At 56.0% G+C, this 25,343-nt stretch carries 15 protein-coding genes; 9 read left to right on the top strand and 6 right to left on the bottom strand.

Annotated elements, in window-relative coordinates; translation table 11 throughout:
• Positions 1–95 precede the first annotated feature (95 nt).
• The 8 genes from SD425_RS00290 to SD425_RS00255 all read left to right on the top strand — a co-directional run bounded on the left by SD425_RS00290 (position 96) and on the right by SD425_RS00255 (position 10,936).
• Positions 96–911: an SDR family oxidoreductase gene (locus tag SD425_RS00290; protein ID WP_324674196.1), complete on the top strand. Its 816-nt coding sequence runs from the start codon at positions 96–98 to the stop codon at positions 909–911.
• Positions 912–1,150: 239 nt separating this feature from the next.
• Positions 1,151–3,772 (top strand): MGH1-like glycoside hydrolase domain-containing protein, encoded by a 2,622-nt coding sequence (locus SD425_RS00285; protein WP_324674194.1) that lies wholly within the window; start codon positions 1,151–1,153, stop codon positions 3,770–3,772.
• 130 nt (positions 3,773–3,902) lie between these two features.
• On the top strand, positions 3,903–5,864 hold the full coding sequence (locus SD425_RS00280; RefSeq protein WP_324674192.1) for an amylo-alpha-1,6-glucosidase: 1,962 nt from the start codon (positions 3,903–3,905) through the stop codon (positions 5,862–5,864).
• A gap of 84 nt (positions 5,865–5,948) precedes the next feature.
• Complete coding sequence (locus SD425_RS00275; protein ID WP_324674190.1) at positions 5,949–6,578, top strand: cyclase family protein; 630 nt, start codon at positions 5,949–5,951, stop codon at positions 6,576–6,578.
• 98 nt (positions 6,579–6,676) lie between these two features.
• Entirely contained in the window at positions 6,677–7,723 is a 1,047-nt protein-coding gene (locus SD425_RS00270) for an aldo/keto reductase (RefSeq protein WP_324674188.1), read from the top strand.
• 299 nt (positions 7,724–8,022) lie between these two features.
• Complete coding sequence (locus SD425_RS00265) at positions 8,023–9,018, top strand: aldo/keto reductase (RefSeq protein ID WP_324674186.1); 996 nt, start codon at positions 8,023–8,025, stop codon at positions 9,016–9,018.
• Between the two features lie 31 nt (positions 9,019–9,049).
• Positions 9,050–10,000, top strand: coding sequence for an alpha/beta hydrolase family protein (locus tag SD425_RS00260; RefSeq protein WP_324674184.1), 951 nt, complete (start codon positions 9,050–9,052; stop codon positions 9,998–10,000).
• 21 nt (positions 10,001–10,021) lie between these two features.
• A complete protein-coding gene (locus tag SD425_RS00255; protein WP_324674182.1) occupies positions 10,022–10,936 on the top strand; it encodes a helix-turn-helix transcriptional regulator in 915 nt (304 codons plus the stop codon).
• A gap of 77 nt (positions 10,937–11,013) precedes the next feature.
• Here SD425_RS00255 and SD425_RS00250 read toward each other — a convergent pair whose 3' ends face one another.
• The 3 genes from SD425_RS00250 to SD425_RS00240 are packed head-to-tail and all read right to left on the bottom strand — an operon-like array spanning position 11,014 to position 14,856.
• Positions 11,014–13,257, bottom strand: coding sequence for a xanthine dehydrogenase family protein molybdopterin-binding subunit (locus SD425_RS00250; RefSeq protein ID WP_324674180.1), 2,244 nt, complete (start codon positions 13,255–13,257; stop codon positions 11,014–11,016).
• A gap of 4 nt (positions 13,258–13,261) precedes the next feature.
• Complete coding sequence (locus SD425_RS00245; RefSeq protein WP_324674178.1) at positions 13,262–14,254, bottom strand: xanthine dehydrogenase family protein subunit M; 993 nt, start codon at positions 14,252–14,254, stop codon at positions 13,262–13,264.
• Complete coding sequence (locus SD425_RS00240; protein WP_324674176.1) at positions 14,251–14,856, bottom strand: 2Fe-2S iron-sulfur cluster-binding protein; 606 nt, start codon at positions 14,854–14,856, stop codon at positions 14,251–14,253. The genes SD425_RS00245 and SD425_RS00240 overlap by 4 nt, the downstream gene beginning before the upstream one ends.
• 243 nt (positions 14,857–15,099) lie before the next feature.
• Between SD425_RS00240 and SD425_RS00235 the strand changes: the two genes are divergently transcribed.
• Positions 15,100–16,317 carry an alpha/beta hydrolase family protein gene (locus tag SD425_RS00235; protein ID WP_324674174.1) on the top strand — a complete coding sequence of 406 codons (1,218 nt, stop codon included), beginning with the start codon at positions 15,100–15,102 and terminating at the stop codon, positions 16,315–16,317.
• 183 nt (positions 16,318–16,500) lie between these two features.
• Here SD425_RS00235 and SD425_RS00230 read toward each other — a convergent pair whose 3' ends face one another.
• The 3 genes from SD425_RS00230 to SD425_RS00220 all read right to left on the bottom strand — a co-directional run bounded on the left by SD425_RS00230 (position 16,501) and on the right by SD425_RS00220 (position 25,106).
• Complete coding sequence (locus SD425_RS00230) at positions 16,501–19,014, bottom strand: DUF5686 and carboxypeptidase-like regulatory domain-containing protein (RefSeq protein WP_324674172.1); 2,514 nt, start codon at positions 19,012–19,014, stop codon at positions 16,501–16,503.
• Positions 19,015–19,281: 267 nt separating this feature from the next.
• On the bottom strand, positions 19,282–20,250 hold the full coding sequence (locus SD425_RS00225; RefSeq protein ID WP_324674170.1) for an NAD(P)/FAD-dependent oxidoreductase: 969 nt from the start codon (positions 20,248–20,250) through the stop codon (positions 19,282–19,284).
• Positions 20,251–20,435: 185 nt separating this feature from the next.
• Positions 20,436–25,106 (bottom strand): Ig-like domain-containing protein, encoded by a 4,671-nt coding sequence (locus tag SD425_RS00220; protein WP_324674168.1) that lies wholly within the window; start codon positions 25,104–25,106, stop codon positions 20,436–20,438.
• Positions 25,107–25,343: the final 237 nt, after the last annotated feature.

Raw genomic sequence — 25,343 nt, 5'->3', positions numbered from 1 at the left:
CACAAGCACAAAACCGTCGGCACAACTTCATGCGAGCAACATTCGTCTTTAGTTTGTTGAACTTTCTTTTCGCGCTCCAAACCTGCACACATACCATGGCTCTTTCACCTAAACAACGACTAATCAACCAAGTGGCTATCGTCACGGGTGCCAGCTCCGGCATTGGAGCGGGTGTCGCCAAATCCCTGGCTGCCGACGGCGCAACTATCGTCGTGAACTATCACAGCGATGAGGAAGGCGCTAACAAGACGAAGCAAGAAATTGAAGACCTAGGCGGCAAGGCCATCATCATGCAAGCCGACGTGAGCAAGGAAGAGGAAGTGCAGAAGATGTTTAAGCAGACCATTGAGCAGCTTGGCACCGTGCACATCCTCATCAATAATTCCGGTCTTCAAGACGATGCTAAGTTCGTGGATATGACCCTGGAACAGTGGAACAAGGTCATCAGCGTCAACCTGACCGGTCAGTTTCTGTGCGCCCGCGAAGCCGCCCGCGAGTTTATCCGGCGCGGTCCGCAGCCCGAGATTTCCAAGGCAACTGGCAAGATCATCTGCATGAGCTCCGTACACGAGGTTATTCCGTGGGCCGGGCACGTGAACTATGCGACTTCGAAAGGCGGCATCATGCTGATGATGAAGAGCATTGCCCAGGAGCTAGCCCCGCACAAGATTCGGGTAAATAGCATCGGACCAGGTGCCATTGCAACGCCCATCAACCTGAGTGCCCGCGACACCCCCGAGGAAGAAAAGAGCCTGCTCACGCTCATTCCTTATGGCCGCATTGGTGAGCCCAAAGACATCGGCGACGTGGCTGCATGGCTTGCTTCCGACGAGGCCGACTACGTAACCGGTACCACCATCTTCGCCGATGGCGGTATGACCCTGTACCCCGGTTTCGCGGATAACGGTTGATAAAAGTAGGTTTAGCCTGATACTGGTTAAGTTACAACAGTGAACTAGAGATAGAGCTAGGATGAAGCTCCCCTCCTTTTTTAAGGAGGGGTTGGGGTGGTCAAACTAGAGTTAGATAACTAGAGCTAGCTTTTCGTTCGACGAGAGGAACCACCCCTAACCCCTCCTTTTTTAAGGAGGGGAGCTTCATCCTAGCTTCTGGTTTCTTGGCTCTTACAAGATCAACTGCCGCCCTCCCCATGACTCCAGAACACCAACGCTTGGCCGACGCCAAGGATAAGAAATCCCCTTGGCGCCGGTTTGGCCCCTACCTATCTGAACGACAATGGGGAACAGTGCGCGAAGACTACAGCCCTGACGGCAACGCTTGGAACTACGTAACCCACGACATGGCGCGTAGCTACGCTTACCGCTGGGGCGAAGAGGGCATTGGCGGCGTCAGCGACGACGATCAACTGTTGTGCCTGGGGCTAGGTCTGTGGAATGGGCAAGACCCTATTCTAAAGGAGCGCCTATTTGGATTGAGTGGCCCCGAAGGCAACCACGGCGAGGACGTGAAGGAAGTATATTACTACCTCGAAAACACGCCTACGCACTCTTACATGCGGATGCTGTACAAGTATCCACACCGTGCATTTCCGTACGAGTGGCTGGTACAGGAAAACGCCCAACGTGGCCGCAGCCGACCCGAGTTTGAGCTGCTGGATACAGCCACGTTTCACGAAGACCGCTACTTCGACGTTTTTATTGAGTACGCCAAAGCAGGCCCCGACGATCTGCTGATTCAATACTCGGTGGTGAACCGCGGACCGGAACCTGCCACGGTGCACGTGCTGCCGCAGATTTGGTTTCGCAACACCTGGGCGTGGGGCTACGACGATTATCGACCAGCGCTGAGTACGTCTGCAAAAGGAACTATTACCGTTGAGCACCGGGAGTTTGACAATCTCCGTCTCTTCTGTGAGCAGGAGCCAGAGCTGTTATTCTGCGAAAATGCCACCAACGTGCCGCGCCTTTACCAGGGCACCTCTGCCGAGAAGTTCTTCAAAGACGGCATCAACGAGTACCTGCTGCACGGCAACAAGGACGCCGTCAACGCTGAGGGAAACGGCACCAAAGCCGCCGCGCACTACACCTTGACCGTGGCGTCCGGCCAAACTCAAGTGGTGCGCCTGCGCCTAGGTAGCGCTGACCTAGCGAAACCCTTCGACGATTTTGACCGGATCCTGCAACAGCGCCGCGGCGAAACCGACGCTTTTTACCAGGTGATTCAGAAAGACTTGCAAAATGCGGACGCGCGCAACGTGCAGCGCCAGGCGTTTGCGGGCATGCTGTGGAGCAAGCAGTTTTACTACTACGATGTAGCCGAGTGGCTTAAGGGTGACCCCGCCATGCCGCCCCCACCTGCTCAGCGACGTAAGGGCCGGAACAGCGGTTGGCAGCACCTTAACAACGCCGACATCGTCTCGATGCCCGACAAGTGGGAGTACCCCTGGTACGCAGCCTGGGACCTAGCTTTTCACTGCCTGCCCCTAGCTCAGCTCGATTCAGAATTTGCCAAGAATCAGCTGCGCTTGCTGCTGCGTGACTGGTATATGCATCCTAATGGGCAACTGCCCGCTTACGAGTGGGCCCTCGCCGACGTGAACCCGCCGGTGCACGCCTGGGCCACATGGCGGGTGTACAAGATCGAGCAAAAGCAACGCGGTGGAGAAGGCGATACGGCGTTCCTGGAGTCGGTATTTCACCGGCTGCTGCTCAACTTCACGTGGTGGGTAAATCGCAAGGACCAGCACAACAACAACATCTTCCAGGGCGGCTTCCTAGGGCTGGATAACATTGGTGTGTTTGACCGCAACGCCAAGCTGCCGCACGGCTACTACATCGAGCAAGCCGACGGTACCTCGTGGATGGCCATGTACACGCTGAACATGATGCGAATGGCCTTGGAACTGACGAAAACCAACCCTGTCTACCAAGACCTAGCAAGCAAGTTCTTCGAGCATTTCCTCTACATCGCTGGGGCCATGACTGATACGGATAACGCCGGTCTGGACCTGTGGGATGACGAGGACGAGTTTTATTACGACGTGTTAAACACGCCTACTGGCCGCCACCCGCTGAAGGTGCGCTCCATCGTGGGGCTGATTCCGCTGTTTGCCGTGGAGGTGCTCGACGAAGATCTGCTCCAGGAAGCGCCACGGTTTGTGAAGCGCATGAACTGGTTCCTCGACAACCGGCCAGCACTTGCCAGCCTCGTTTCTCGGTGGCAAGAGCCCGGCAAAGGCGACCGGCATCTGCTTTCGTTGTTGCGCGGCCACCGCGTAAAAAGGCTGCTCAAGCGTATGCTCGACGAAGCAGAGTTCTTGTCGGAATACGGCGTGCGGGCGTTGTCGCGCTACCACGCCAGCCATCCGTATGTGTACCACACCCCCGAGGAGGACTTCACCATCAACTACGAGCCTGGCGAGTCGGCTACCGACTTGTTTGGCGGCAACTCCAACTGGCGCGGCCCGATCTGGTTCCCTATTAACTTCCTGCTTATCGAGTCGTTACAGCGCTTCCACCATTACTACGGCGACGACTTCAAGGTAGAATTCCCCACGAGCTCCGGTCAGTATTCGACGCTGCTGGAGATTGCCGATGCGCTAACTGCACGACTGACCAAGCTGTTTTTGCGCGATGAGAAAGGCCAGCGCCCCACCTTCGGCGACGACAAGCGTATGCAGAACGATCCGAATTTCCGCGACTATCTGCTGTTTTACGAATACTTTCATGGCGACACGGGCCGCGGCCTAGGTGCCAACCACCAAACCGGCTGGACGGGCCTGATTGCAAAGCTGCTGCAACCTCGTTCCTAGTAGCGGGCTGCTCATAAGCACGTGCTACGGCCCGTTCGATGTCCACGGCGCTGGTATGATCCTCAGCTTCCGGCCCTAGGTTGTTTAATGCTGAGCGCGCCATAGCGCGTTCCTACAAGCTCGTTACTGCATGCTGTTTGACGCTACCGTTACCCAAGACTTTGAACAAGCCCTGAGCCGGGAGTGGTTAGAAACCAATGGCTTAGGCGGCTGGGCTAGCTCCACGATCAGTGGGGCGCACAGCCGCCGCTACCACGGCTTGCTGGTGGCAGCCACCCGCCCGCCGGTAGACCGGCAGGTGCTTCTATCCAAGCTAGACGAAACACTAGTTCTTGGCGGACAGCGTTACGAGCTAGGGTGCAATCAGTACCCCGGCACGGTGCAGCCCCAAGGCTATCAATACCTTACCCAGTTCCAGCGCAACCTTTTTCCGGAGTTTACCTACGAAGCAGGTGGGGTGACGCTGCGCAAAACCATCGTGGCGCTGGCGGGCGAAAACACTACCCTTGTCCGATACGAAGTGCTAGCAGCTCCGGCTTCGTTTACGCTGGAGCTGTTGCCGCTGCTCGCTGGCCGCAACTCGCACGATTTCCGCCACGCCGACGACACGCCGCAGCCTGATTTCACTCGCACCGACGCCATCTTTCAGATTCGGCCGCAACCCAACACGCCAGAGCTGTACCTAGCGATACCGGGCGCTAGCTACGCACCTAGGCCGCTGTGGTTCTACCAGTTAGAATACGCCATTGAGCAAGAGCGGGGCGAGCAGTACCACGAAGATCTGTTTAGTCCGGGCTCTTTCTCGCTCACGTTAGCAGCCGGCGACACCGTGCACATCCTAGTCTCGACCGACTCCCCGGCAGGCCGCGACGCGGCAGCCTTACTGACCCAGGAGCAACAGCGCCGTGCTGCCCTACTGCCACCCACTGCTGCGCCCGATAGCCTGCTCTACAAGCTAACCCTAGCGGCTGATCAGTTTATCGTGCGCCGCGGCACCCAACTCAAAACAGTAGTAGCTGGCTACCATTGGTTTACCGACTGGGGCCGCGATACCATGATTGCGCTGCCCGGCTTGTGTCTGGCGACCAGCCGCTTCGATGATGCGCGCTTGATTCTGCAAGCGTTTGCTCAATCGGTGAGCGAAGGCATGCTGCCCAACCGCTTTCCCGACTCAGGTGAGGCGCCCGAGTACAACACCGTCGACGCGACGCTGTGGTTTTTTGTGGCTATTCATCACTACCGGCAGGCCAGCGGTGATGAGGCCTTTGTGCGCGAGTTGTTACCAGTGCTGCTCGATATTCTAGCCTGGCACCAGCGCGGCACGCGCTTCGGCATTCGCGTAGCAGAAGATGGCCTGCTCAGCGCCGGCGAAGAAGGGCAGCAGCTGACTTGGATGGATGCCAAAGTAGGCGATTGGGTCGTGACGCCGCGCCAGGGCAAAGCCGTAGAGATAAATGCCTTATGGTACAACGCGCTACGTATTGGCTCCATCCTAGCTTACGATTTTGAGCAGCCAACCACGGGCCAACAACTTGAGGAGCAAGCCAGTCGCCTCTATGCCGCTTTTCAACCCAACTTCTGGAACGCTGACCTAGGTTGCCTCTACGACTGCCTGCACCTGGATGGTACACCCGACGCGAGCATCAGGCCCAATCAACTTTTCGCGCTGAGCTTGCCATTTCCCTTGCTCACTGGCGAGCGAGCTGAACAGGTTTTGTCCGTTGTAGCAGAACACCTGTACACCCCCGTTGGCTTGCGCAGCCTTTCACCAGAAGATACTCGCTACCAACCTATTTACGAAGGTCCTCTCCTCCAGCGTGACGGTGCTTACCACCAAGGCACCGTCTGGAGTTGGTTGCTCGGGCCGTACGTCGATGCGCTACTGTACGTGCATGGGCAGAAGCTAGGGCAGGAACGGGCGCAGCAGGTGCTGGAAGCATTCACGTATCACCTGCGCGAAGCGGGTGTGGGTACCATCTCCGAAATCTTCGACGGCCAGGCGCCTCACTATCCGCGCGGCTGCATGGCGCAGGCCTGGAGCGTAGCCGAAGTGCTGCGCGTAGCAACTGAGTTCAAGCAACCTCACCCCTAGCCTTGTTTTTCGGACTTTGCGCAGCAAGCAAACCGAGGCTAAGACTGAGGTTCACGTAAGTACCCATTTCATTAACAACTCATTATGCCCACTCCTAGCACCTGGATTGACGTCACGACCACCATTGAAGATGGCATGGTCCACTGGCCTGACAACGCGCCCGTACATATCACGCACACCTCTAGCATTGCCAACGGTGACGCGGCCAACGTTACCAAGCTCTCGATGAGCGCCCACACAGCTACCCACGTAGATGCGCCGCTGCACTTCATCGCCAACGGCGACGACGTGACTACTCTTGACCTAGCTACCCTGATGGGCCCCGTGCGGCTGGTGCAGATTCAGGACCCAGAAGCCATCAAGTTGAGCGAGATTCAGGACTTGCCGCTGGCCCCCGGCGAGCGGGTGTTATTTAAGACCCGCAACTCATCGTCGGAGTGGGCCACGGCACCTTTCAAGAAAGACTTTGTAGCGTTGGCGGCTGATGCGGCCAAGTTCCTGCAAGAGAAAGGTGTGATCTGCGTGGGTGTTGATTATCTGTCGGTTGGCGGACCCGAGGCGCACCATGCGTTGCTCGATAACGGCATTACGGTAATTGAAGGGCTAGCCTTGCAGCAGGTAGAGCCGGGCGCTTATGAGATGATTTGCTTACCGCTAAAAATCAAAGGGTCGGATGGGGCGCCGGCGCGGGTGCTGCTCAAGCCGCTGGCCTAGCAGCATTTCGTGTAGCAGAAGACGCGGTTTGTATAAGCTCAGCCGTATAAGATAGTTAGATCTTTGAAGGTCTTATCTTCTTAGCAAAAGCTGCTCCCATGAGTCTTACTAATTTTCGCACACTTGGTCGCTCCGGCCTGGTGGTCAGTCCGCTGTGTCTCGGTACCATGACCTTCGGCACTCCACGTTGGGGCTCGCCCGATGAAGTTTCTGCGTCTGTCTTCAACGCCTATGTGGAGGCCGGCGGCAACTTCCTCGACACGGCTGATGTGTACGCCGGAGGCCGCAGCGAAGAGTTGCTAGGCGGCTACATCGCCGACCGCCGCCTGCGCAACCAACTGGTGCTCGCTACCAAGTTTGCTTTTAATGCCCAACCCGGCAATCCAAACGCGGGCGGCAACGGACGCAAGAACATCTACCGGGCGCTGGAAGGCTCGTTGCGCCGCCTGCGCACCGACTACGTCGACATGTACTGGCTGCACACCTGGGATGTGGTGACGCCCGTAGAGGAAGTGCTGCAAACCTTCGGCGACCTAGTGCGGGCCGGGAAGATTCGCTACTTCGGCTTCTCCAACGTGCCTGCGTGGTACGCCACGCAGGCCGCTACCCTAGCTTCGGCGCACGCCATTCCCGGCCCTATTGCCTTGCAACTCGAATACTCGCTGGTCGACCGCAGCATCGAGCGGGAGCACGTGCCGGCGGCACGGGCGCTGGGCCTAGGTATCACGCCGTGGAGTCCGCTCGCAGCAGGTTTCCTAGCCGGCAAGTACCACCGTGAAGACCCCAAAGCCACGACGGACGGTCGCCTCAGCGGCCCTAACCCGTTTGGCGACCAGCTATTTACCGACCGCAATTGGCGCGTGCTCGACTCGCTGCGCGAAGTAGCCACCGAGGCAAACCTACCGTTGGCACAAGTGGCCTTAGCGTGGGCTGCGGCGCAACCGAGTATGAGTTCACTCATCATCGGCGCCAGCAAACTAGAGCAACTGCACGATAACCTAGCTTCGATAGAGGTCCGGCTAACGGCTGATCAGCTCCAGAAGCTTGACCAAGCTAGTGCCCTCGACCCTATTTACCCGTACCCCATTTTCTCCCCAGCCGTGAACCGCGGCATCTTCGGTGGCCATACGGTGCAGGGCTGGTAATCCTGGTAAACTCACCAATACGTCCAAAGTAGAACGTCATGCTGAGCTTGTCGAAGCATCTCGCGTGCAGTAGTAACTCTAATCCTCAGGGTTTACCATTGCACGCGAGATGCTTCGACAAGCTCAGCATGACGTTCACATTTAGAATAGTAAAGCCACGTTCCTTTTTACTTTTTTCCCGGCTCAGTAACGGCGTTTTGTGTTGCAGAAGCGACGGTTTGTATAAGTCCCAGCCTAGGTTGTTGCCAGACCTTTGTAAGGTAAAAAGTCAACCCCTATTACCTTACAATAGCCACAAGATGAGCACTATCAAACGAGTACCCCTGGGTAGCCAAGGGTTAATAGTTCCCGCCGAAGGCCTCGGCTGCATGGGCATGACGAGCGGCGTAGCTGGCATGAGTGTGTACGGGGAAGCCGACGAAATTGAAAGCCTCGCCACGCTGCACCGCGCCTTGGAGCTAGGTATTAACCTGCTGGATACAGCCGACTTATACGGCCCTATGCACAATGAACGGCTGGTTGGCAAAGCCTTAACCGGCCGCCGGCAAGATGTTATTCTAGCTACCAAGTTCGGCTTTGAAGTAGATGATGACGAGAACTGGACCGGCAAGCTAAACGGCCACCCCGCCTACGCCCGCAAGTGCATCGAACGGTCGCTGAAGAACCTCGGCACCGACTACGTTGACCTGTACTACCTGCACCGTGTCGACCCGAATGTACCCATTGAGGATTCCATCGGCGAGATGAGCCGCTTCGTAGAAGAAGGCAAAGTGCGCTACCTAGGGGTATCGGAAACGACGCCCGAGGAGTTGCGCCGTGCCCATGGCATACACCCCATTACGGCCCTACAAACGGAGTACTCCCTGTTCGACCGGGGTGTGGAGGGAACGGGTTCTTTGCAGGCTGCACGGGAGCTAGGTATTGGCTTTGTGGCCTACTCGCCGCTCGGTCGTGGCTTCCTTTCCGGCGACCTCAAGTCACCCGACGACCTCGAAGCCAACGACTCGCGCCGCCACTTCCCACGCTACCAGGGCGAAAACTTTTACAAGAACCTGGAGCTAGTGGAAAAGCTGCAAACCTTGGCGCAGGCCAAAAGCGTGACAGCTGCCCAACTCGCTATTGCTTGGGTTTTGGCCCAAGGTGTCGTGGCTATTCCGGGCACGAAGCGTCGCAAGTACTTGGAAGCCAACGTAGCGGCAGCTAGTATCACGTTGAGCCCCCAAGAGCTAGCTGAACTAGAAGCCATCATGCCGGTTGGTAGTTCTGCGGGCGCCGCGTACCCTGTTATGTTCTAAGCTGCTGCTAGGCTGCGTAGCTTTCAGTTACTTGCGACAACAACCCGGTCAGGGTTTGCATCCTGACCGGGCTACGCGCCATGAGCTACGCAGCAGAACAGAAACGATGAGTGACTTTGTAGGATATTGGACAACCAAAGTAGCTGATCCAGAGCTTGGTTTGACGTTTCCGATGGTGGTGCTCTACCCGACTAGCACGCCGAGTAGCCTGCAAGCCGTCGGAATGTACCAGCTCGACGTTGCGCCGGATGCCCCCATCCAAGAAGGCGTGTTTCCGCTGGTGCTGATTTCGCACGGTAACGGTGGCTCGGGACTCGTGTACCGCACCCTGGCGCATTACCTAGCTCGCCACGGGTTCGTGGTGGGCATGCCAGACCACCCGTTCAATAATCGGCTGGATAACAGTTGGGCCAAAACAGCGCAGAACCTAGCGAATCGTCCTCGACACTTACAACTGGCTATCAGCCACTTGATGGATCATCCTAGGTTCGCTGCGTTCTTAGAACCGACTAGGGTGGGGCTCATTGGTCACTCAGTAGGGGGTTACACGGCTTTGGCGCTAGCAGGCGGCGAGCCCACCTCCTTCCCCTGGGAATCGGCCGATAACCAATTCCACTTCATATCGACTCCTACGGATAGCCGGGTGAAAGCATTAGTATTGTTAGCGCCGGCAGCCATGTGGTTCAGGGCAGAAGGCGCCTTACGCAACGTTCACGTTGCTACGTTGTTACTTACGGCGGAGGTAGACGTCCATACGCCTTCCGAACATGCTCAAGTGATTCTCACGGGAGTACCTGACTCAACCAAGATTCAGCACCGCGTGGTTGAGAATGCCGGGCATTTCTCCTTCCTGAGTCCTTTTCCGGAAGCTAGGGTTAGTCCTGCGTTTCCGCCCTCCCAAGATCCGCCGGGCTTTGATCGAGCACGTTTTCACGATGAGCTAAACACGGAAGTGCTAGCTTTTTTATCACGAGCGCTCTAGTAGACTATGGCACAATGTTTTATGAAGCAAACCGCGCAAAACTTCCGTGTGCTGTCAACCGTGACGGACTACACTCGCTTCTACAACCTACCCGCTCCGGCGCACCCGCTGCTCACCATCATTGACCTGGAAAAAGCCCGTTGCCTGCCCCACCCAACCACACCGATGGTGCAGCAGCTTTATACCGTGGCCTTGAAGCGGGGTATAAAGGGTACGATCTATTATGGCCGCCAGTCCTACGATTTCGCTGAGGGCGTACTGTTCTTCCTAGGCCCCGATCAGGTGTTTGCGGTTGATGAGACGCTTGACATTTCTGAAATAAATGGCTGGATGCTCGTATTTCACCCCGACTTACTGCTGAAGTACCCACTGGCCAAGAAGATACTCACCTACGGGTTCTTCTCGTACCAATCGCACGAAGCCTTGCACTTGTCAGCCAAGGAAGAAAGCCTGCTGGCGGGTATGATTGATGGCATCCGGATGGAGTATGAGCAACCCATCGACGCCTTCAGCCAGGATGTGCTCGTGTCGCAGCTCGACGTGCTGCTAAGCTACGCCAACCGCTTCTACCACCGCCAGTTCCACACCCGCCGCACCGCCGAGCACGACCTGCTTACTCGTTTCGAGGCGCTGCTATCCAACTATTTCGCTCAAGAGGCGGAACTGCCGTTGCCCACGGTGCAGCACTTCGCCGACGCCCTGCATGTGTCGCCTGCTTACCTGAGCGATATGCTCCGCACCCTCACAGGTCAGAACACACAGCAGCACATTCACAATGCGTTGATCAACAAAGCCAAACAACTGCTACTCAGCACGTCGCTCACCATCAACGAAACGGCGTATCAGCTAGGCTTCGAGTACCCACAATATTTCACTCGCCTGTTCAAGAGCAAAACAGGCGTTACGCCTGCGGCGTTCCGGTTCTCGGTGCAGTAAGCATACTACACGCCTGCCGTTTAAACCCCTACGACGTCTAACTGGCAGCCGTGTAGTATGCTATGAAAAACCTTGTTTTACAGCAGCTTATCCGGCGTGATCGGCAAATTACGGATGCGCTTGCCAGTGGCGTGGTACACGGCGTTGGCAATAGCGGCGGCCGCGCCCGTCACGGCAATTTCGCCGGCGCCGTGCGCACCTAGGGGTGTATGCGGGTCCGGTATGCCCAGGGAGTGAACTTCGATGCGCGGCAGGCCCGCGGCAACGGGTACGTGGTATTCGCTCAAGCTAGCATTCGGGATGCGACCGTCGCGCAGGTCCCACTGGGTGGCTTCCCACAGCGCCATCCCGATGCCCATGGTCACGGAGCCGAGGAACTGCGAGCGGGCGGTTTTCTCGTTTAGGATGGTGCCGCAGTCGTATACGCCCACCCAGCGCGACACCAGCACCTCGCCGGTATCCTCGTGCACGCGCACCTCGCAGAATTGCGCCCCAAATGACTGGAAGGAATACGCCATTTCTTCTAGCTTTTCCTTCAGAAAGGGCGGGAAGCTAGCTTGCGCTTCGAGGCCGGCTTTGCCTTCACGGGCCATGATAGTCGCGTAGGTTTCGCCTTGGGCAGGATTATCTTTGTAGAACAAGCCGTTGTCGCGGGCTTCGAGGTCGTCGTAGCTGGCTTCGTGCAGAGGCGAGCTAGGGTGCTTCACGGCTAGGCGCAACAACTGGCGCTTTAAGTCTTCGCAGGCTAGTTCCACGGCCCCGCCCACCGTAATGGTGGTGGTGGAACCGTAGCTGCCGTTGGCCTTCGGCAATAGCGAGTCGCCGTACTCAAAACGCACCTTTTCGACGGATAGGCCTAGCTGGTCAGCAGCGTTCTGGGCTTGCACGGTGGCGGTACCGGTGCCCATTTCGTGGGTGGCACTTTGCAACACCGCTGTGCCATCAATAGAAAGATGGACTTTGACCTCAGCGCTCCGCTTATTAGCCGGGTAAAAAGCACTTGCGGTGCCTTGGCCGATAAGCCACGGACCTTCGCGCTGGCTACGCGGCTGCGGGTTGCGCGAGTGCCAGCCAAACTTCTCCGCCCCGAGCGCAAAGCACTCTTTCAAGTGTCGGCTCGAAAAGGGCACGTGCATGGTAGGGTCTTTTTCGGGCTCGTTGCGCAGGCGCAGCTCTATCGGATCTATGTTCAGGGCGTAGGCTAGCTCGTCCATGGCCGACTCCAGCGCGAACGTGCCGATACCTTCGCCGGGTGCCCGCATGAAGGTATTCGGCACCATATCGAGCCGCACTAACTTCTGCTGAATCAGGAAGTTGGGGCTAGCATAGAGGTGACGCGTGACAAAGGAAAAGTGCTCGGCGAAGGTGTTGCTGGTAGAGCTAGCCGTGAGGCCGGTATGGATAACGGCTTGCAGCTTGCCTTCCGCATTGGCACCTAGGGCTACGCGTTGCTCGCTGGGCGTGCGGCCGCCTACCATGTAGAACATGTCCTTACGCGGCAAGTCGACTTTCACCGGGCGACCTACCACTTTGGCGGCCATTACCGTCAGGCCAACGTGCGGCCAAGCCCGACCTTTACTGCCAAAAGCCCCACCCACAAAGGCCGAAATGACCCGTATATTTTCTTCCGGCAGCGCAAACATTTCCGAAAGCATTTTGCGCACGCCGAAGATATATTGCGTTGAATCATAGACCGTCAGCCGGTCTTCCTCTTCCCAGTAAGCTAGGGTATTGTGCGCCTCGATGGGGTTGTGGTTGTAGGGCGGCGTGGTATAGGTGTGGTCAATTTTGACCGGCGCGGCAGCCAAGGCTTCTTCGGCATTGCCCTGCTTTACTTCTGGCTTTTCGTTTAGCACCTTCTTGGGCACAAACGCCTCCGATTTCTCGTCCAGCATCGACAACCTAGCTGGCTCTTCGGCCGGTGCGTAGGTGATGCGCACCAAGTCAGCTGCGTACTCGGCTTGGTCGAGCGTTTCGGCCACGACGACCACGATAGGTTGCCCGTGCCAGCTTACTTCATCGGTATTAAGGGCGAGGATGGTAGTGGGCGATGCGCTGGGCTCTTTGTCGCTGGGGTCAAACTCTTTGGTCGGGTGGCGCTTAGGGGCGTTTTCGTGCGTTATCACCGCCAACACGCCGCGGGCTTGCTCCGCTGCCTTGGTAGCGTAAGCCAAAATGCGGCCGCGGGCAATGGTGCTGCGCACAAGAACCCCATACGCTACCTGCTCGACGGGAAACTCCGCCGTGTAGCGTGCTTGGCCGGTTACTTTCAGGCGTCCGTCAACGCGGTCGAGGGGACGGCCTACTTCTTTCGTTCTCATCGGCTTAGGCTAGGTTGCGTTCGGCGAGCGTAGTTAAAGCCCGCACGATGGTGCGCTTGGCTAGCTCGATTTTGAAGGCATTATGCTCGTAGGCAATGGCGGTTTGCAGCTCCGCTTCCGCAGCTTGCCGGAAGTTCTCGGCCGTAGCGGATGCACCTAGTAGCGCCTGTTCGGCCGTATGCGCCCGCCAGGGTTTGTGCGCCACACCACCCAGGGCCAAGCGCACGTTCTTAATCTTATCATCCTCCAGCTCCAGCACCACCGCTACCGACACCAGCGCAAACGCGAAGCTAGGCCGGTCGCGCACTTTGAGGTAGAGGGAGTTAGTAGCAAACGGCAAAGCTGGCAGATCAATGCTTGTAATCAGTTCGTCGTGCCCTAGGTTGGTATCCTGCTCGGGAGTATCGCCGGGCAAACGGTGAAATTTCTCAATCGGAATACTACGTCCGCCGTTGGAGCCTTGTACCTGCACCACTGCATCAAGAACAGCCAATGCAACAGCCATATCGGAAGGGTGCGTGGCAATGCACTGCTCGCTGGTACCGAGGATGGCGTGAATGCGGTTGACGCCGTGAATAGCCGCACAACCCGAGCCGGGCTGGCGCTTGTTACAGGGCGCCGTGATGTCGTAGAAGTAGTAGCAGCGGGTGCGCTGCAAGAGGTTGCCGGCGTTGGTAGCTAGGTTGCGCAGTTGCGGCGAGGCCGCACTTAGCATAGCTTGCGTGAGTACCGGATACCGCTGCCGAAGGAGGGGGTGGTTGGCCGTGTGGCTATTCCGCGCGAGGGCACCAAGGCGTACGCTACCATCGGGCAGTTCATTGATCTGTTTGAAGGGCAGCGCGTTGATATCCACTACTTCACTTGGTCGCTCGACTTCTTCGCGCATTAAATCCACCAAGTTGGTACCGCCACCAATAAACTTGGCTTCTGGGTTCCGGAATACGGCATTGAGCGCAGCTTGCTCATCCGTGGCGCGGGTGTAGGTAAATGCTCTCATGCTTGCGGCCCTTTTTGCTGCTCGTACACGTCGCGAATGGCATCGATAATACCGAGGTAGGCACCGCACCGACAGACGTTGCCGCTCATTCGTTCCCGCAGTTCCTCATCGGTCAGCTCTACTTTGGTAGCGGCTAGGTCGGGCGTTAGGACGCTGGCGTCGCCCTGTTCTACCTCCTTCAACATGGCCACCGCCGAGCAGATTTGCCCTGGCGTGCAGTAGCCGCACTGAAAGCCGTCGTGCTCGATGAAGGCGGCTTGTAGCGGATGCAGTTCGTTTGGGGTACCTAGGCCTTCGATGGTGGTAATTTCCTGGCCCTCGTGCATGATGGCGAAGGTCAGGCATGAGTTAACCCGTTCGTCTTCAATGAGTACCGTGCAGGCACCACATGCGCCTTGGTTACAACCTTTCTTGGTGCCCGTCAGGCCAATGAACTCGCGTAGGGCATCAAGCAGACTTACGCGTGGCTCTAGCTGCAAGTCATAGGTTTGACCATTGATGCGCAGGCTAACGGGCACTAAGCCAGGGTCCGCGGCAGACGGCGGCCGGTGCTCCACGCGCGGAATATCCCCGCGCAGAATCTGTTCAATCGAGAAGCTCATAGGAGGGGCTAGTTGGGTTGACCCAAAATGGCAGGCACGATGACAGGCTACCCAGGGCAACTTCTTCGTGGGTCTACTGCCTGCCGCGCCGGAAGGTTGCTCGGGGTACAGACCTGACAAGCTACTACGACCAGCTATTTTTCAACTTTTTCTTGGGTTTGTTCCACAATAAACGTAAACTACTCGCTCTCAATTTCCTACAAGCGCAAGACCTATCGAACACCCATACCTTCCTTAACACCCATGCAAAAAAACCTCACTTCCCTTCGGTGGCTGCTCGTGCTGTGGCTAGCTGTGTTTAGCAGCTGCGAATACTTGAACGATGATCCGGTGCCCATGGACCCGCAGCCAAGCGGAAAGGATTTGTTCGTGACGGCTGAGCTGGTTGGGACGGTGCCTGCGGCTACCCTCAAGAGTTTGGCAACTGCGGCCGGTTTTGAGAGCTTTGCGCCCTTCGCCAAGTACGACGTGACGTTTTACCGCATGGTGTATAAAGTGAACTACCAAGGGCAGAACGTGCAGGCCTCCGGGTTACTCGGCATTCCACAAGGCACGCCGGCCCCACCAGCACTGCTCAGTGCCCAGCACGGCACCACATTCCTACAAGCGGAAGCCCCTTCGAACTTCCCGGCTACCTTTAGCGGCTTCGAGCTCTTCGCCTCGACAGGGTTCGTTACCGTCATCCCCGATTTTATCGGCTACGGCACCTCCCGGAATATTTTTCATCCGTACTTCGATCGGAAGTCCAGCGCCCTGACGGTAGTGAACATGCTGAAGGCCGCCCAGTACTTTCTCAAAAGCGGCGGTATAGCACTCAATAAAAACTTGTTTTTGGCGGGCTACTCGGAAGGTGGCTACGTGACGATGGCTGCCCAGCAGGAAATTGAGACGCATCCCGGTCACCAACTAACGCTGACGGCCGCCGCTGCAGGCGCGGGCGGCTATGACCTGCCGGAGTTCCTAAACCAGGTTGCCACCGTGCCGACGTACGCTAGCCCGTCGTTTCTGGCGTTTATCCTGCAGGCCTATAACACCACCTACACCTGGAACCGGCCACTCACTGATTTCTTTCAGCAACCTTACGCTGGCAAGATTCCCATGCTGCTCGATGGCACCAAGAACATCGACCAAATCAACGCCGAGTTGACCACCAACCTAGCTTCTTTGTTTAACCCCACCTTCTACGCCAACCTAAAGAACCCAAGCGGCGAACCGGCGCTACGGCAGAAGCTCCTCGAAAACAGCTTCAACAACTGGGTACCCAGAAGCCCCACGCGCCTCTACCACGGCACCAACGATGAGTCCGTTTTCTTCAGCACTTCCGTCACTACTTACGCCCGCTTCCAAGCCGCTGGCGCCACCAATGTAGCGTTCTTCCCCATTCCGGGTGGCACCCACCGCACCAGCATTGTGCCCATGATGCTGAACGCCCTGCCGTGGCTGCAGTCGTTGGATAAGTAGAGAGTTTTAGTTAAAACTAAAAGCTCCCCTCCTTTTTTAAGGAGGGGTTGGGGGTGGTCAGACTAGAACTAGAAGATTAGACCTAGCCTGTCGTTCAACGACAAGGAACCACCCCCAACCCCTCCTTAAAAAAGGAGGGGAGCTTCGTTCTGTTTGACTAGTAGCCTTGTGAGCAGTTAATCTTTACAGTTTGAATTGCAAGCTCACTTTCACCCCAAAATCCTTGGCGCCGGGAGAGTTACGGTAGGTGAGGCGGTGGATAAAATCGACGCGGGCTACCTTAAAGATGTTTTCTATGCCGTAGCCAACTTCAGCGTAGGGTAAGCGACCTAGCGACTGGAAGGTGAACAACGGCTCTCCGTTTGCGCTGAGGGCCGGCGTGATAGCGCGGTTGGCGGCGCTTACGCCACCATAGAGCAAACTGCCGGTAGCTACCAGGCGCCAGTTGAGCTGCTTCAGGGCCGGAACACTATTCACCAGAAAGCCTTCGAAGTGGTTTTCGAACTGAAAGGATGCGTACTTGTCACTGATGAACTCGGAGTAACGCATCAGGTTGAAAGCGCCCACGTTGTAAAAGGGCGATTGGTTGCCAAGGTGCGTTTTTAAGATCAGGTAAGGAACGGTGCTGGGGATGTAGCCCGCATCTACGATGTAGTCGGTGCGACCGAGCTGCCCTAGCCGCACGCTTTGGCTGACCTGGAAAGTAAACTTGTGGTACTTAAAATCGCTGCTCAAGAACTTGTCTAGCCCCAATGTGTAGCGCAGCGTAAATACCGGCCATTTCTTCAGCCCGATGGCGTAGCGCTGGTTTTGGTTACGGCTTTGCACCAACACCTCATCGCGGGCGTAGCGCGATTCGAGCACGAGCTCCGATAAAGAAAACTGATCAGCTAGCGGCGCACCAGGCGCAGGCTCGTCGGTGTAATAAGCAAAAGGATAGAGCGGGTCGAAGTTCTGCTGGCGCACCGTAACCCGTTGCGTAAAGCCCCGGAACAAGTCACTCTGGATACTGAGCGTATTCAAATCACGCATCAGCGGCCGACTACTGGTGATGTTGCCGAGGCGAGCCGCCGCCTCAAACAGCGGATTTTCCAAAGCGTAGTCGTTGTCGATCAGCGCCAGTTGGTCGAGGTCGCGGCGGCGCTCAGCGGTAATTACCGTCCAGTTGTCCCGGTTCAGGATTCGACTGATGCGCAGGTCGTATTTCAGACGCGTGTCGCGGGTGCCGTAGGCTAGGTAGGCGCGCATCTGCCACTCACGGCTAAAATCGGGCGTGGTACGGAAGCCCACCCGAAAACGGTTTCCTTCGATGTTATTGAACCCATACAAAGTCCAGATCGGACCTAGGTCCACCATGCCCACGCGCTTGTAGCCGTTCACGAACACATCCGCCAGCTTCTTTAACGACTGCACCGACGGCAGCTTCTGCACGGAATCTAGGATGGCGAGGGTGCGCTGATCATCCACCGACAACGAATCAGGACGGTTCTTCTCCCAAAAATCGCCGGGTGCGTCGTACGCATCGGAGGCAGCCACCACAGGCCGGTCGTAGAAGGCAAGCGGCTGCGGGTGGTTGATATCGAAGTTTTGGTTGACGGTAGTGAACTTGGCCGTGACGCCTGCCACCTGCACCCCACCCGGCTTAATGGCAATGTACACGCGGGTGCGCGTAGGTAGCCACGGTCCAGCCGCCGTCGGAGCTAGGTCTTGGTACACCTGGATCTTACTCACAAAGTTGAGGTTAGCCTCGGGGCTTACCGTCAGGTCGACGCGGCGCAGCGCGTAAGTATCAGCTGTAATCCAGATGGTACCGGTGAAAGCTAGGTCTTGGGGCCGGCGCGGCTCTACCCCTAGCTTGTAGCACCAGTCTTTGCCCAAGTACACCGAGTCTTGCAGCTCGTACTCGTACGTGAACTTCCAGCCGTCGGCGATAGGCGAGATAAAGTCCTTGCCCAGCAACTGCTGCCAGTTGGGATAAAAGTCCCAGTCTTGAAAGGAAGAACCTAGGATTTGCGACAGCACTGAGCCATCGCGCGGCGCTAGGCCCCGCATCTGCGTACGTTTGATTTCTTCACGCTTGCGCCGAGGCTCACGCCGCGCGAAATAGCGCGACAGCACCTCAGAGGCGAAAATCGGTAGTACAGGATTGCCGTTGTCCGCGCGGGCTTGGCCTAGGCTGTCGGCAACGGCCGTCATTTGGCGCAATACGCGGCTACGCGCCGCGCCCTTGGGCAAATCGTTCACGGCTACTTCTACGCGGTTGTAGCTATCGAATGCAAAGGCTTCTAGGAAGCGTTTGTCGTTCTTCGGCTTGTGGGCCTGCACGCGGCGCAGAATTTCGTAGGCGGGGTTCTCGGTGGGACGGACGGTTACTTCCCCGAGGGTCACGCCGCTAGTGGGCAACGTAAAATTGATCGTCTGCCGTAATTCCGTGCCAATGCGCTTCTTCTGCACCTTGTAGCCCATGGCCGAAGCAGCTAGCGAGTCAGCGCGTTCGGAAGTAGCTAGCTCATAGTGTCCTTGCTCGTCAGCTGTTATGCCCGCCGATGTTCCGGGCAAAAACAACGAGGCAAACGGCACAGGTTGGCCGGTTGTCGACTCCGTCACCTGCCCACTCAGCACGATACGCTGGGCCTGCACCGACGAAACGCCAGCTAACAGCAACAGCAGTAAAAGCAGGAAGGAAACCTTTTTCATAAATCAAGCACACAAACCTGAGCGAGCTGAACATAGTTCGCAGCCTTGAAAGATACGCACTCAGCTGCAGGAAAAGCTAGGTTCTTAGACGGATCATTCGTCTAAGAGTTAGCCGTAAGCACCTGATAATCTTTCTTTCGCTCTTTTCTGACCGGTTCAGCTACCGTTGAGGTTAGCCGAGTGGCTTCACTTGTCTCCTCAGCAAAATGCAAGCCTAAGCTAAATTCATATTTATGGCTGATCCCCTAGTTCCCATTCACAGTAGCGCTAAACGCACTCTTCCTTAGTTAAGCGCTCATTCAGGAAGATGCCCGCTTGAGTACCCTCGGCGGCGGCGATTAACGCTTGTTGGGAGCCAGGCGTCATATCACCGGCCGCATACACGCCGCGCATGGATGTTTGCAGGTATTTGTCGGTCCACACGGCTCCTTTGCTGGTGGTGCGGCATCCGAGTTGCTCGGCCAGCGTGCCTCGCTGGTGCTGGTGCGCGTGCACAAACAACGCATCTCGCTCCAGCTCATCACCATTTTTGAAGAGTATGCATTTTAAATCGCCACGACGGTTGCCTTGCAGGCGGATAATTGGCTCCTCCCGAACGGTAATACCTTGGGCTTGCAAACGGCGGCGCGCATTGGCAGAAATGCCCATGGGACCATCGGTGCACACGACCACGTCGCGCGACCAACGACTAATCAGCAAGGCTAGCCCCACCACCATCTTTCCACGTCCGTAGACGGCCAGCGCTTTGTCTTGTACCTCCCAGCCATGGCAGTAAGGGCAATGAAGTACCCCCCGGCCCCAGAGCTCCCTCATCCCGTCCAGCGGGGGAAGTTCATCGTCGACGCCAGTAGCAAGCAGTAGCTTCCGCGTAGTAATAGTCGCTGGCCGGCCCGATTCGCTCTCGGCGATAAGCGTAAAGCCATGATTTTCAGCTGACACATTGGTGACTTTGCCCGGCCGAATAACCACCGACGGGTAGGGTTCCAGTTGTTCTCTGCTGATGCGCAGGAGCTCCTGCGGTTTGATGCCGTCGCGGCTCAGAAACGCATGCACTCCCGACGAAGGAGCATTACGCGGCGCTCCGCCGTCGCAGACGAGTACCCGACGGCGGCAGCGCCCTAATACAAGAGCGGCACCTAGCCCTGCGCAACCCGCCCCAACGATGACAACATCGTAATCGGTAGGGGCAATAGTTGAGGGGCGGCGAGAATAAATGGGAGCACAAAGAGTAGCCATACCAAACACGTAGTCGGCCATTTAGAACGGCAGATTAGCGTAGGAGTTGGGCTTACTACACAAGATATTTCGCTAGCTCAAGCATGAACTTGGCCTTGACAAACCCTAAAACAAAACCCAGCTGCTCCGTTTGCACAACGAAACAGCTGGGTTAGTTCAACCGCAAGCGGTCTACTTCGTGAGATTTAGTGCTTCACTAAGCGGCGCGTTAGCACTTTATCTACTCCTTGCAGCGTCACGATATAAACGCCGGCGGGCAAAATAGCCACGTTCAAGGTAGTAGGTTGGCCACCTTTAACATCCTGCTCTAATCCGCCTACATTACGACCACTCACGTCGTGGAAGGATAGGTGAAACTGCCCCGCGGGCAAGGCGGTAAGATCAAGGGTGACATAGTCGGAGGTCGGGTTGGGGCTAAGATCGAACGTAGCCATGCCCGCCTGCAACGCTACTGACCGCACGGGGGAGTACGTCGTTGCTCCATCGAGGTCTACCTGACGCAAGCGATAGTAGAGTACCTGGCCTGCATACCGGCTTGCTTCCTGGTCGGTGAAAGCGTAGCCGTGCTTATCAGTCGTAGTGCCATAGCTGGCCACCTTGCCAATTTGTTCGAACGAGTAGCTATCGATGCTACGCTCTACCGCAAAATAATCAGCGTTCTTTTCGGAAGCGGTGCTCCAGTTTAGCTGCACTTGGCGGCCTTGCGCCTTGGCGTCAAATTGCACCAGCTCGACGGGCAGAGGCTGTACTGTACAGTTGGACGCCTGTGTGATGTTGGGCACGTCAGCTTGCGCGATAGTATTACGAACGAGGCCCGCGAACTGCGTACCCGTTGTACCTCCAAAGCTGAAGTTGCCGTTGCTACCACCCGTTTGGCCGCTGGCACCTGACGCAATTTCCGAAGAGCTGTTGATAGCAGAAGACGTGAAAACGACACCTGCCGACCCACCACCACCGGGCCCGTGACCCTGGGCTTGCGGAGCTAGGTTGTCGCTACCTCCCTGGCCACCTTTGGCCAAGACAATAATATTTGAGAGGGTTCCTTGAGCGAGGAATACTACGCTGCCACCGGCGCCACCGCCACCCGCACCATCGTTTTGTACTGTAAACGTATTGTCGATTCCGCTGACGTTAATTGTACCAGTGCCAGCTACTTGGTTCGTGTTTACAATCACGATACCGCCACCTGCTGTACCGCTGCTGGCTAGGCCGTTGGCCGGCGTACCTGTACCGTTGTTGGTAGTACCAGCGCCGCCACCGCCACCTAATACCACACGGCTCGGGCTAGCTTGCAAGAAGGGAGCACCGCCGTTACCACCCGTAGGTGCACCTTGGTTCCAGGAGTTGCCGCCCTGACCACCGAATCCGCCGTTGGAGCCACCACCACCACCAGTGTTGTTGGCGTTGGTCGCAGTAGTGCCATCGGTACCACCGCCACCAGCGTTGCCTGGGGCACCCCGGCCGTAGCTACCTCCTGGATAGCCTTCCGCGGTGTTGTCAAGCAACGCCCCATTATTGTTCACGTAGCGGGGCGTACCGGCTATTCCTTCTCCTTTCGAACCATTGAGAGCTAGGCTCGATGAAGTGACGTAATCTAGGTTGGTGACGCTTGCATCGGTAGTTCCTGCTAGCGTCCGGCCAGCGCCCCCACGGAAGCCTTTACCACTCGCGTTGATTGTGTAGCCGTTGAAGTTCAACGTACCTCCTACTTCCAGTACCACTATTCCACCCGTTTCACCATTCCAAGCCGCGGGTACTAAGTCTGCACCTAGGGTCAGGTTACGATAGCGCGGCACCCGGATTACCTGGAAGCGCTGCTGACCAGCAGCAGTAGTAGCATTGGCATTGGTGTAAGTACTGGTTAGCGGCGACGACAACGTCAACGTACCACCGCCCGCCGCGGTTGCGGAAGCGGAAGTAGCATCTACGTAGCGATACTCATACAAACCGGCCGTTAGCCCGGTACCTAGCGTACCATTTGCTGGCGAATCCGTTGAAGCAATTCCATCACCGTATGCATTGGTATTGCTGTAGTCAATCTGTGCACCTTGCATTTGAATAATGAGCAGCAAGTCGCCGGGAACAATGTCAGCGGCACCTACCGTCGACAGGGCTGGCCCAACGGCCAGCGTAGTGCTGTTTGCCGCAGCGGATCCTACGCCTTTGTAGTACGTGTTGATCTGCTGGTTAGCAGCCGTTGTTACGTCCGTTGTAGAAGTAGTAAGACACGCTTGGCTGGAAACGGTATTGCTGATTGCCACCCGGATATTCGAGAAGGAAGCCGAGCCATCGTTGTTGCTCGCAGCAGGATCTGCGGTAGCTGCCGTAGTATTGACCGAACCTATGACAGGCTGATCAGAGCTCTTCGGAGCCGTTAACGACACAGTGAAGCCGGTAGAGGCAGATGATGCTAAGCTGGTAATAGCGGGTAGCGTAATTACGCCCGTAGTTGCATCGTAGCTACCTCCATCTGATACAGTGACGTTCGTAAGGTTTTTGGAGATGGTAGCCCGCAGTAGCACGTTGGTCGCCGCCGAAGGACCGTAGTTACTGGCTACAATGTTGAGTACGGTTTTTCCACCTGGCGCCGTAGCCGTTGGGCCTGTGATGGTGGCAGCCACATCGGCCACTTGCGTAGCGGTAGTAGTCACGTTACTGGCTGTACTCGTACCATCGTCGTTGCTAGCGGTAGTGAAAGCCGTGCTGCTCGAAATGCTGGAGGCCATCCCTGTCACCGACCCGTTAGCGGGCATCACAAAGCGGACAGTAGCCGTTTGCACCGTCGAGTTGGCAGCGTACGTGACAGATGGGAAGACCACAATACCACTTGACGGGTTATAAGTAGCATCGAGCGAAGCCGTTACTGTCTGCAGACCGGTCGGCAGCTGCACCCGTGGCGATACGTTTGTTGCATCTGCAGTACTGTTGTTTTTTACCGTTACGGTGTAGGTTACGTAGCTACCTGATGACGCACTTGTTGGACCGCTCAGCGTCGTTACCACATCTACTGTCGTGGTTGTAACAGCTATTGTTAGAAACACAGTATTAGAAACGACACCTTTCTCATCTTTCACAGTGTATTGCACACTAGCAGTAGTCGTAGAATTATTAGTCGGCGTAAAGTTGATGGTGCCTTGGTTTGGCCCAGCAGCTGTATTTACCGTAAATGTGCCGCCCGTTTGCGTACCTACCAGTGTTACAGTACTCTTGTCAATAGTAGCGTTGCCGTCGGCATCGGCGTCATTGGCCAGCACTTTGATATTTGTCATGGCCCGGTTCCGCACTGTGGCTACGTTGTCGGCCACCACGACAGGCGCGGTGTTCGTCAGGGTAACAGTGACGGCGACAGAGTTAGATGTTTGCGCGGGAGAAGCGTTGTTCTTCACCGTATAGTTGACACTTGTAGCGCGGCTTGCAGTATTATTTGGGAAGCTAGATGCCGCGGGCGGAGTGAAAATAACCTTCCCATTGCTCACGGCAAAGGTGCCACCATTGGTGCCCGTGGTACCTGATAATGTAATGGAGTTCGGATTGATAACGTTGGGAGCATCCGAGCTAGCTGGTGTATCATTGTCAATAACGTCGACAGTTGTAGCGCCTGCATTGTAGGAGATACTAACACCATCAGCCACTGCTGTTGGTGCCTTCGTTACGATTATTGATAATGTAGCTTGGTTGGAAATTTCACCCTTCTTATTCCTGACGGTATAGTTCACACTGGCGGCCCCTACGAAGCCCGTAGTAGGCGTGTAGCTGATGGTTCCCGTTGTTGTGTTGCGCGTAAATGTGCCGCCCGTTTGTGCGCCGACCAACGTTACGGTTGTTGGATCAATGGCATAGACGCCACTGCCGCCGGTGTCATTGCCTAGCACATTGATGTTATTTAAGGCTGCGTTCTGCGGGGTTTGCGCATCATCGCTATTGGCAGTAGGTGGGTTAGTAACTGTGATAGTTAGCACTCCTTGGTTAGAAGTGACTCCACTCGCATCTTTCACGGTGTAGCCAATCTGTGTCTGGCCAGCAATGTTACTCTCTGGCACAAAGGTTACGGCACCCGTCGTGGAATTGGTAGTAAACGTTCCACCCGTTTGGGTGCCTATAAGGGTTACCGTGCTTGGGCTAAGAGCTGCATCTCCAGCTACATCATTGCTCAGCACATCAACTGTAACTGGTTGGTTAAGGAGCGTCGTGACATCATCATCAACCGCGAAGGGCGACTTGCACCAAGTCATTTTGTTGATACCAATAGCTTGACTACCTGGGTTGGTGTTTCCGGTTACCGCGTTTTCGAACGTGAGCCGAAGCTTTTTCACACCCGTACTGAAAACAGCATTAACTGATGCACCTGTAGCATTAGTCCCATTACTACCTGTTCCAGTTGCTATGTTGCCATTCACGCTCACAAATGTTCCGAGAGGAGTTAGGACCGGTAATGCTACAACGTTGTTATTAGCATCTAATCCTTCAAATGTCAATCGATCTATTTGACTACCCGAAAGCCTATCAATGTCTTGTACTTCGAGTGCTAGGTTAGCAACCACCCGACTAAATTCAAACACGACTACCGATGTATGACTAGCACCATTTGTAGCACTGTACGTCAAGTCCCACCGTAGGGTGTTTACATTATTGATGGTATTTGTAGCCAATGTGCCTTCCGTCCCAGAGCCTTGCGTGTAAGTGGTATTGAGCGTGACATTGCTGTTAGCCACTGGCTGACCTGTAACCCTCTTCCAGTTCACACCGGTTGTGGGAAAACTTAGCTGAGTGGAGGTAGTACACTGCGCCCACGCATTAGGCGTAACCCAGGGTACCAAAATCAGTAGCAATCCAGCTAGTCGTAGAATTAATTTCATAAGAAAGCAGGTAAAGAGTATGGTAGCACAGAAGAGTGCATCAAGAAATCAGCCAAATAAATGGCTGCTTGACGAGGCCCAAAGGTATTTGATGAAAACAATATATTATTTGCACTATAAATACATTAAATTTCATTAAACCCACAGTCAGTCACAAAAAAATAATGCACAACATGCAGAAATTCTGCATATTGTGCATTAAGTATTTTTAATATAATTTACTGGTATTTGGTACTT

The organism is Hymenobacter sp. GOD-10R (assembly GCF_035609205.1).
Classification (GTDB): domain Bacteria; phylum Bacteroidota; class Bacteroidia; order Cytophagales; family Hymenobacteraceae; genus Hymenobacter.
The sequence above is the reverse complement of the archived record's forward strand: the minus strand, read 5'-3'. Positions and strand labels throughout refer to the sequence as shown.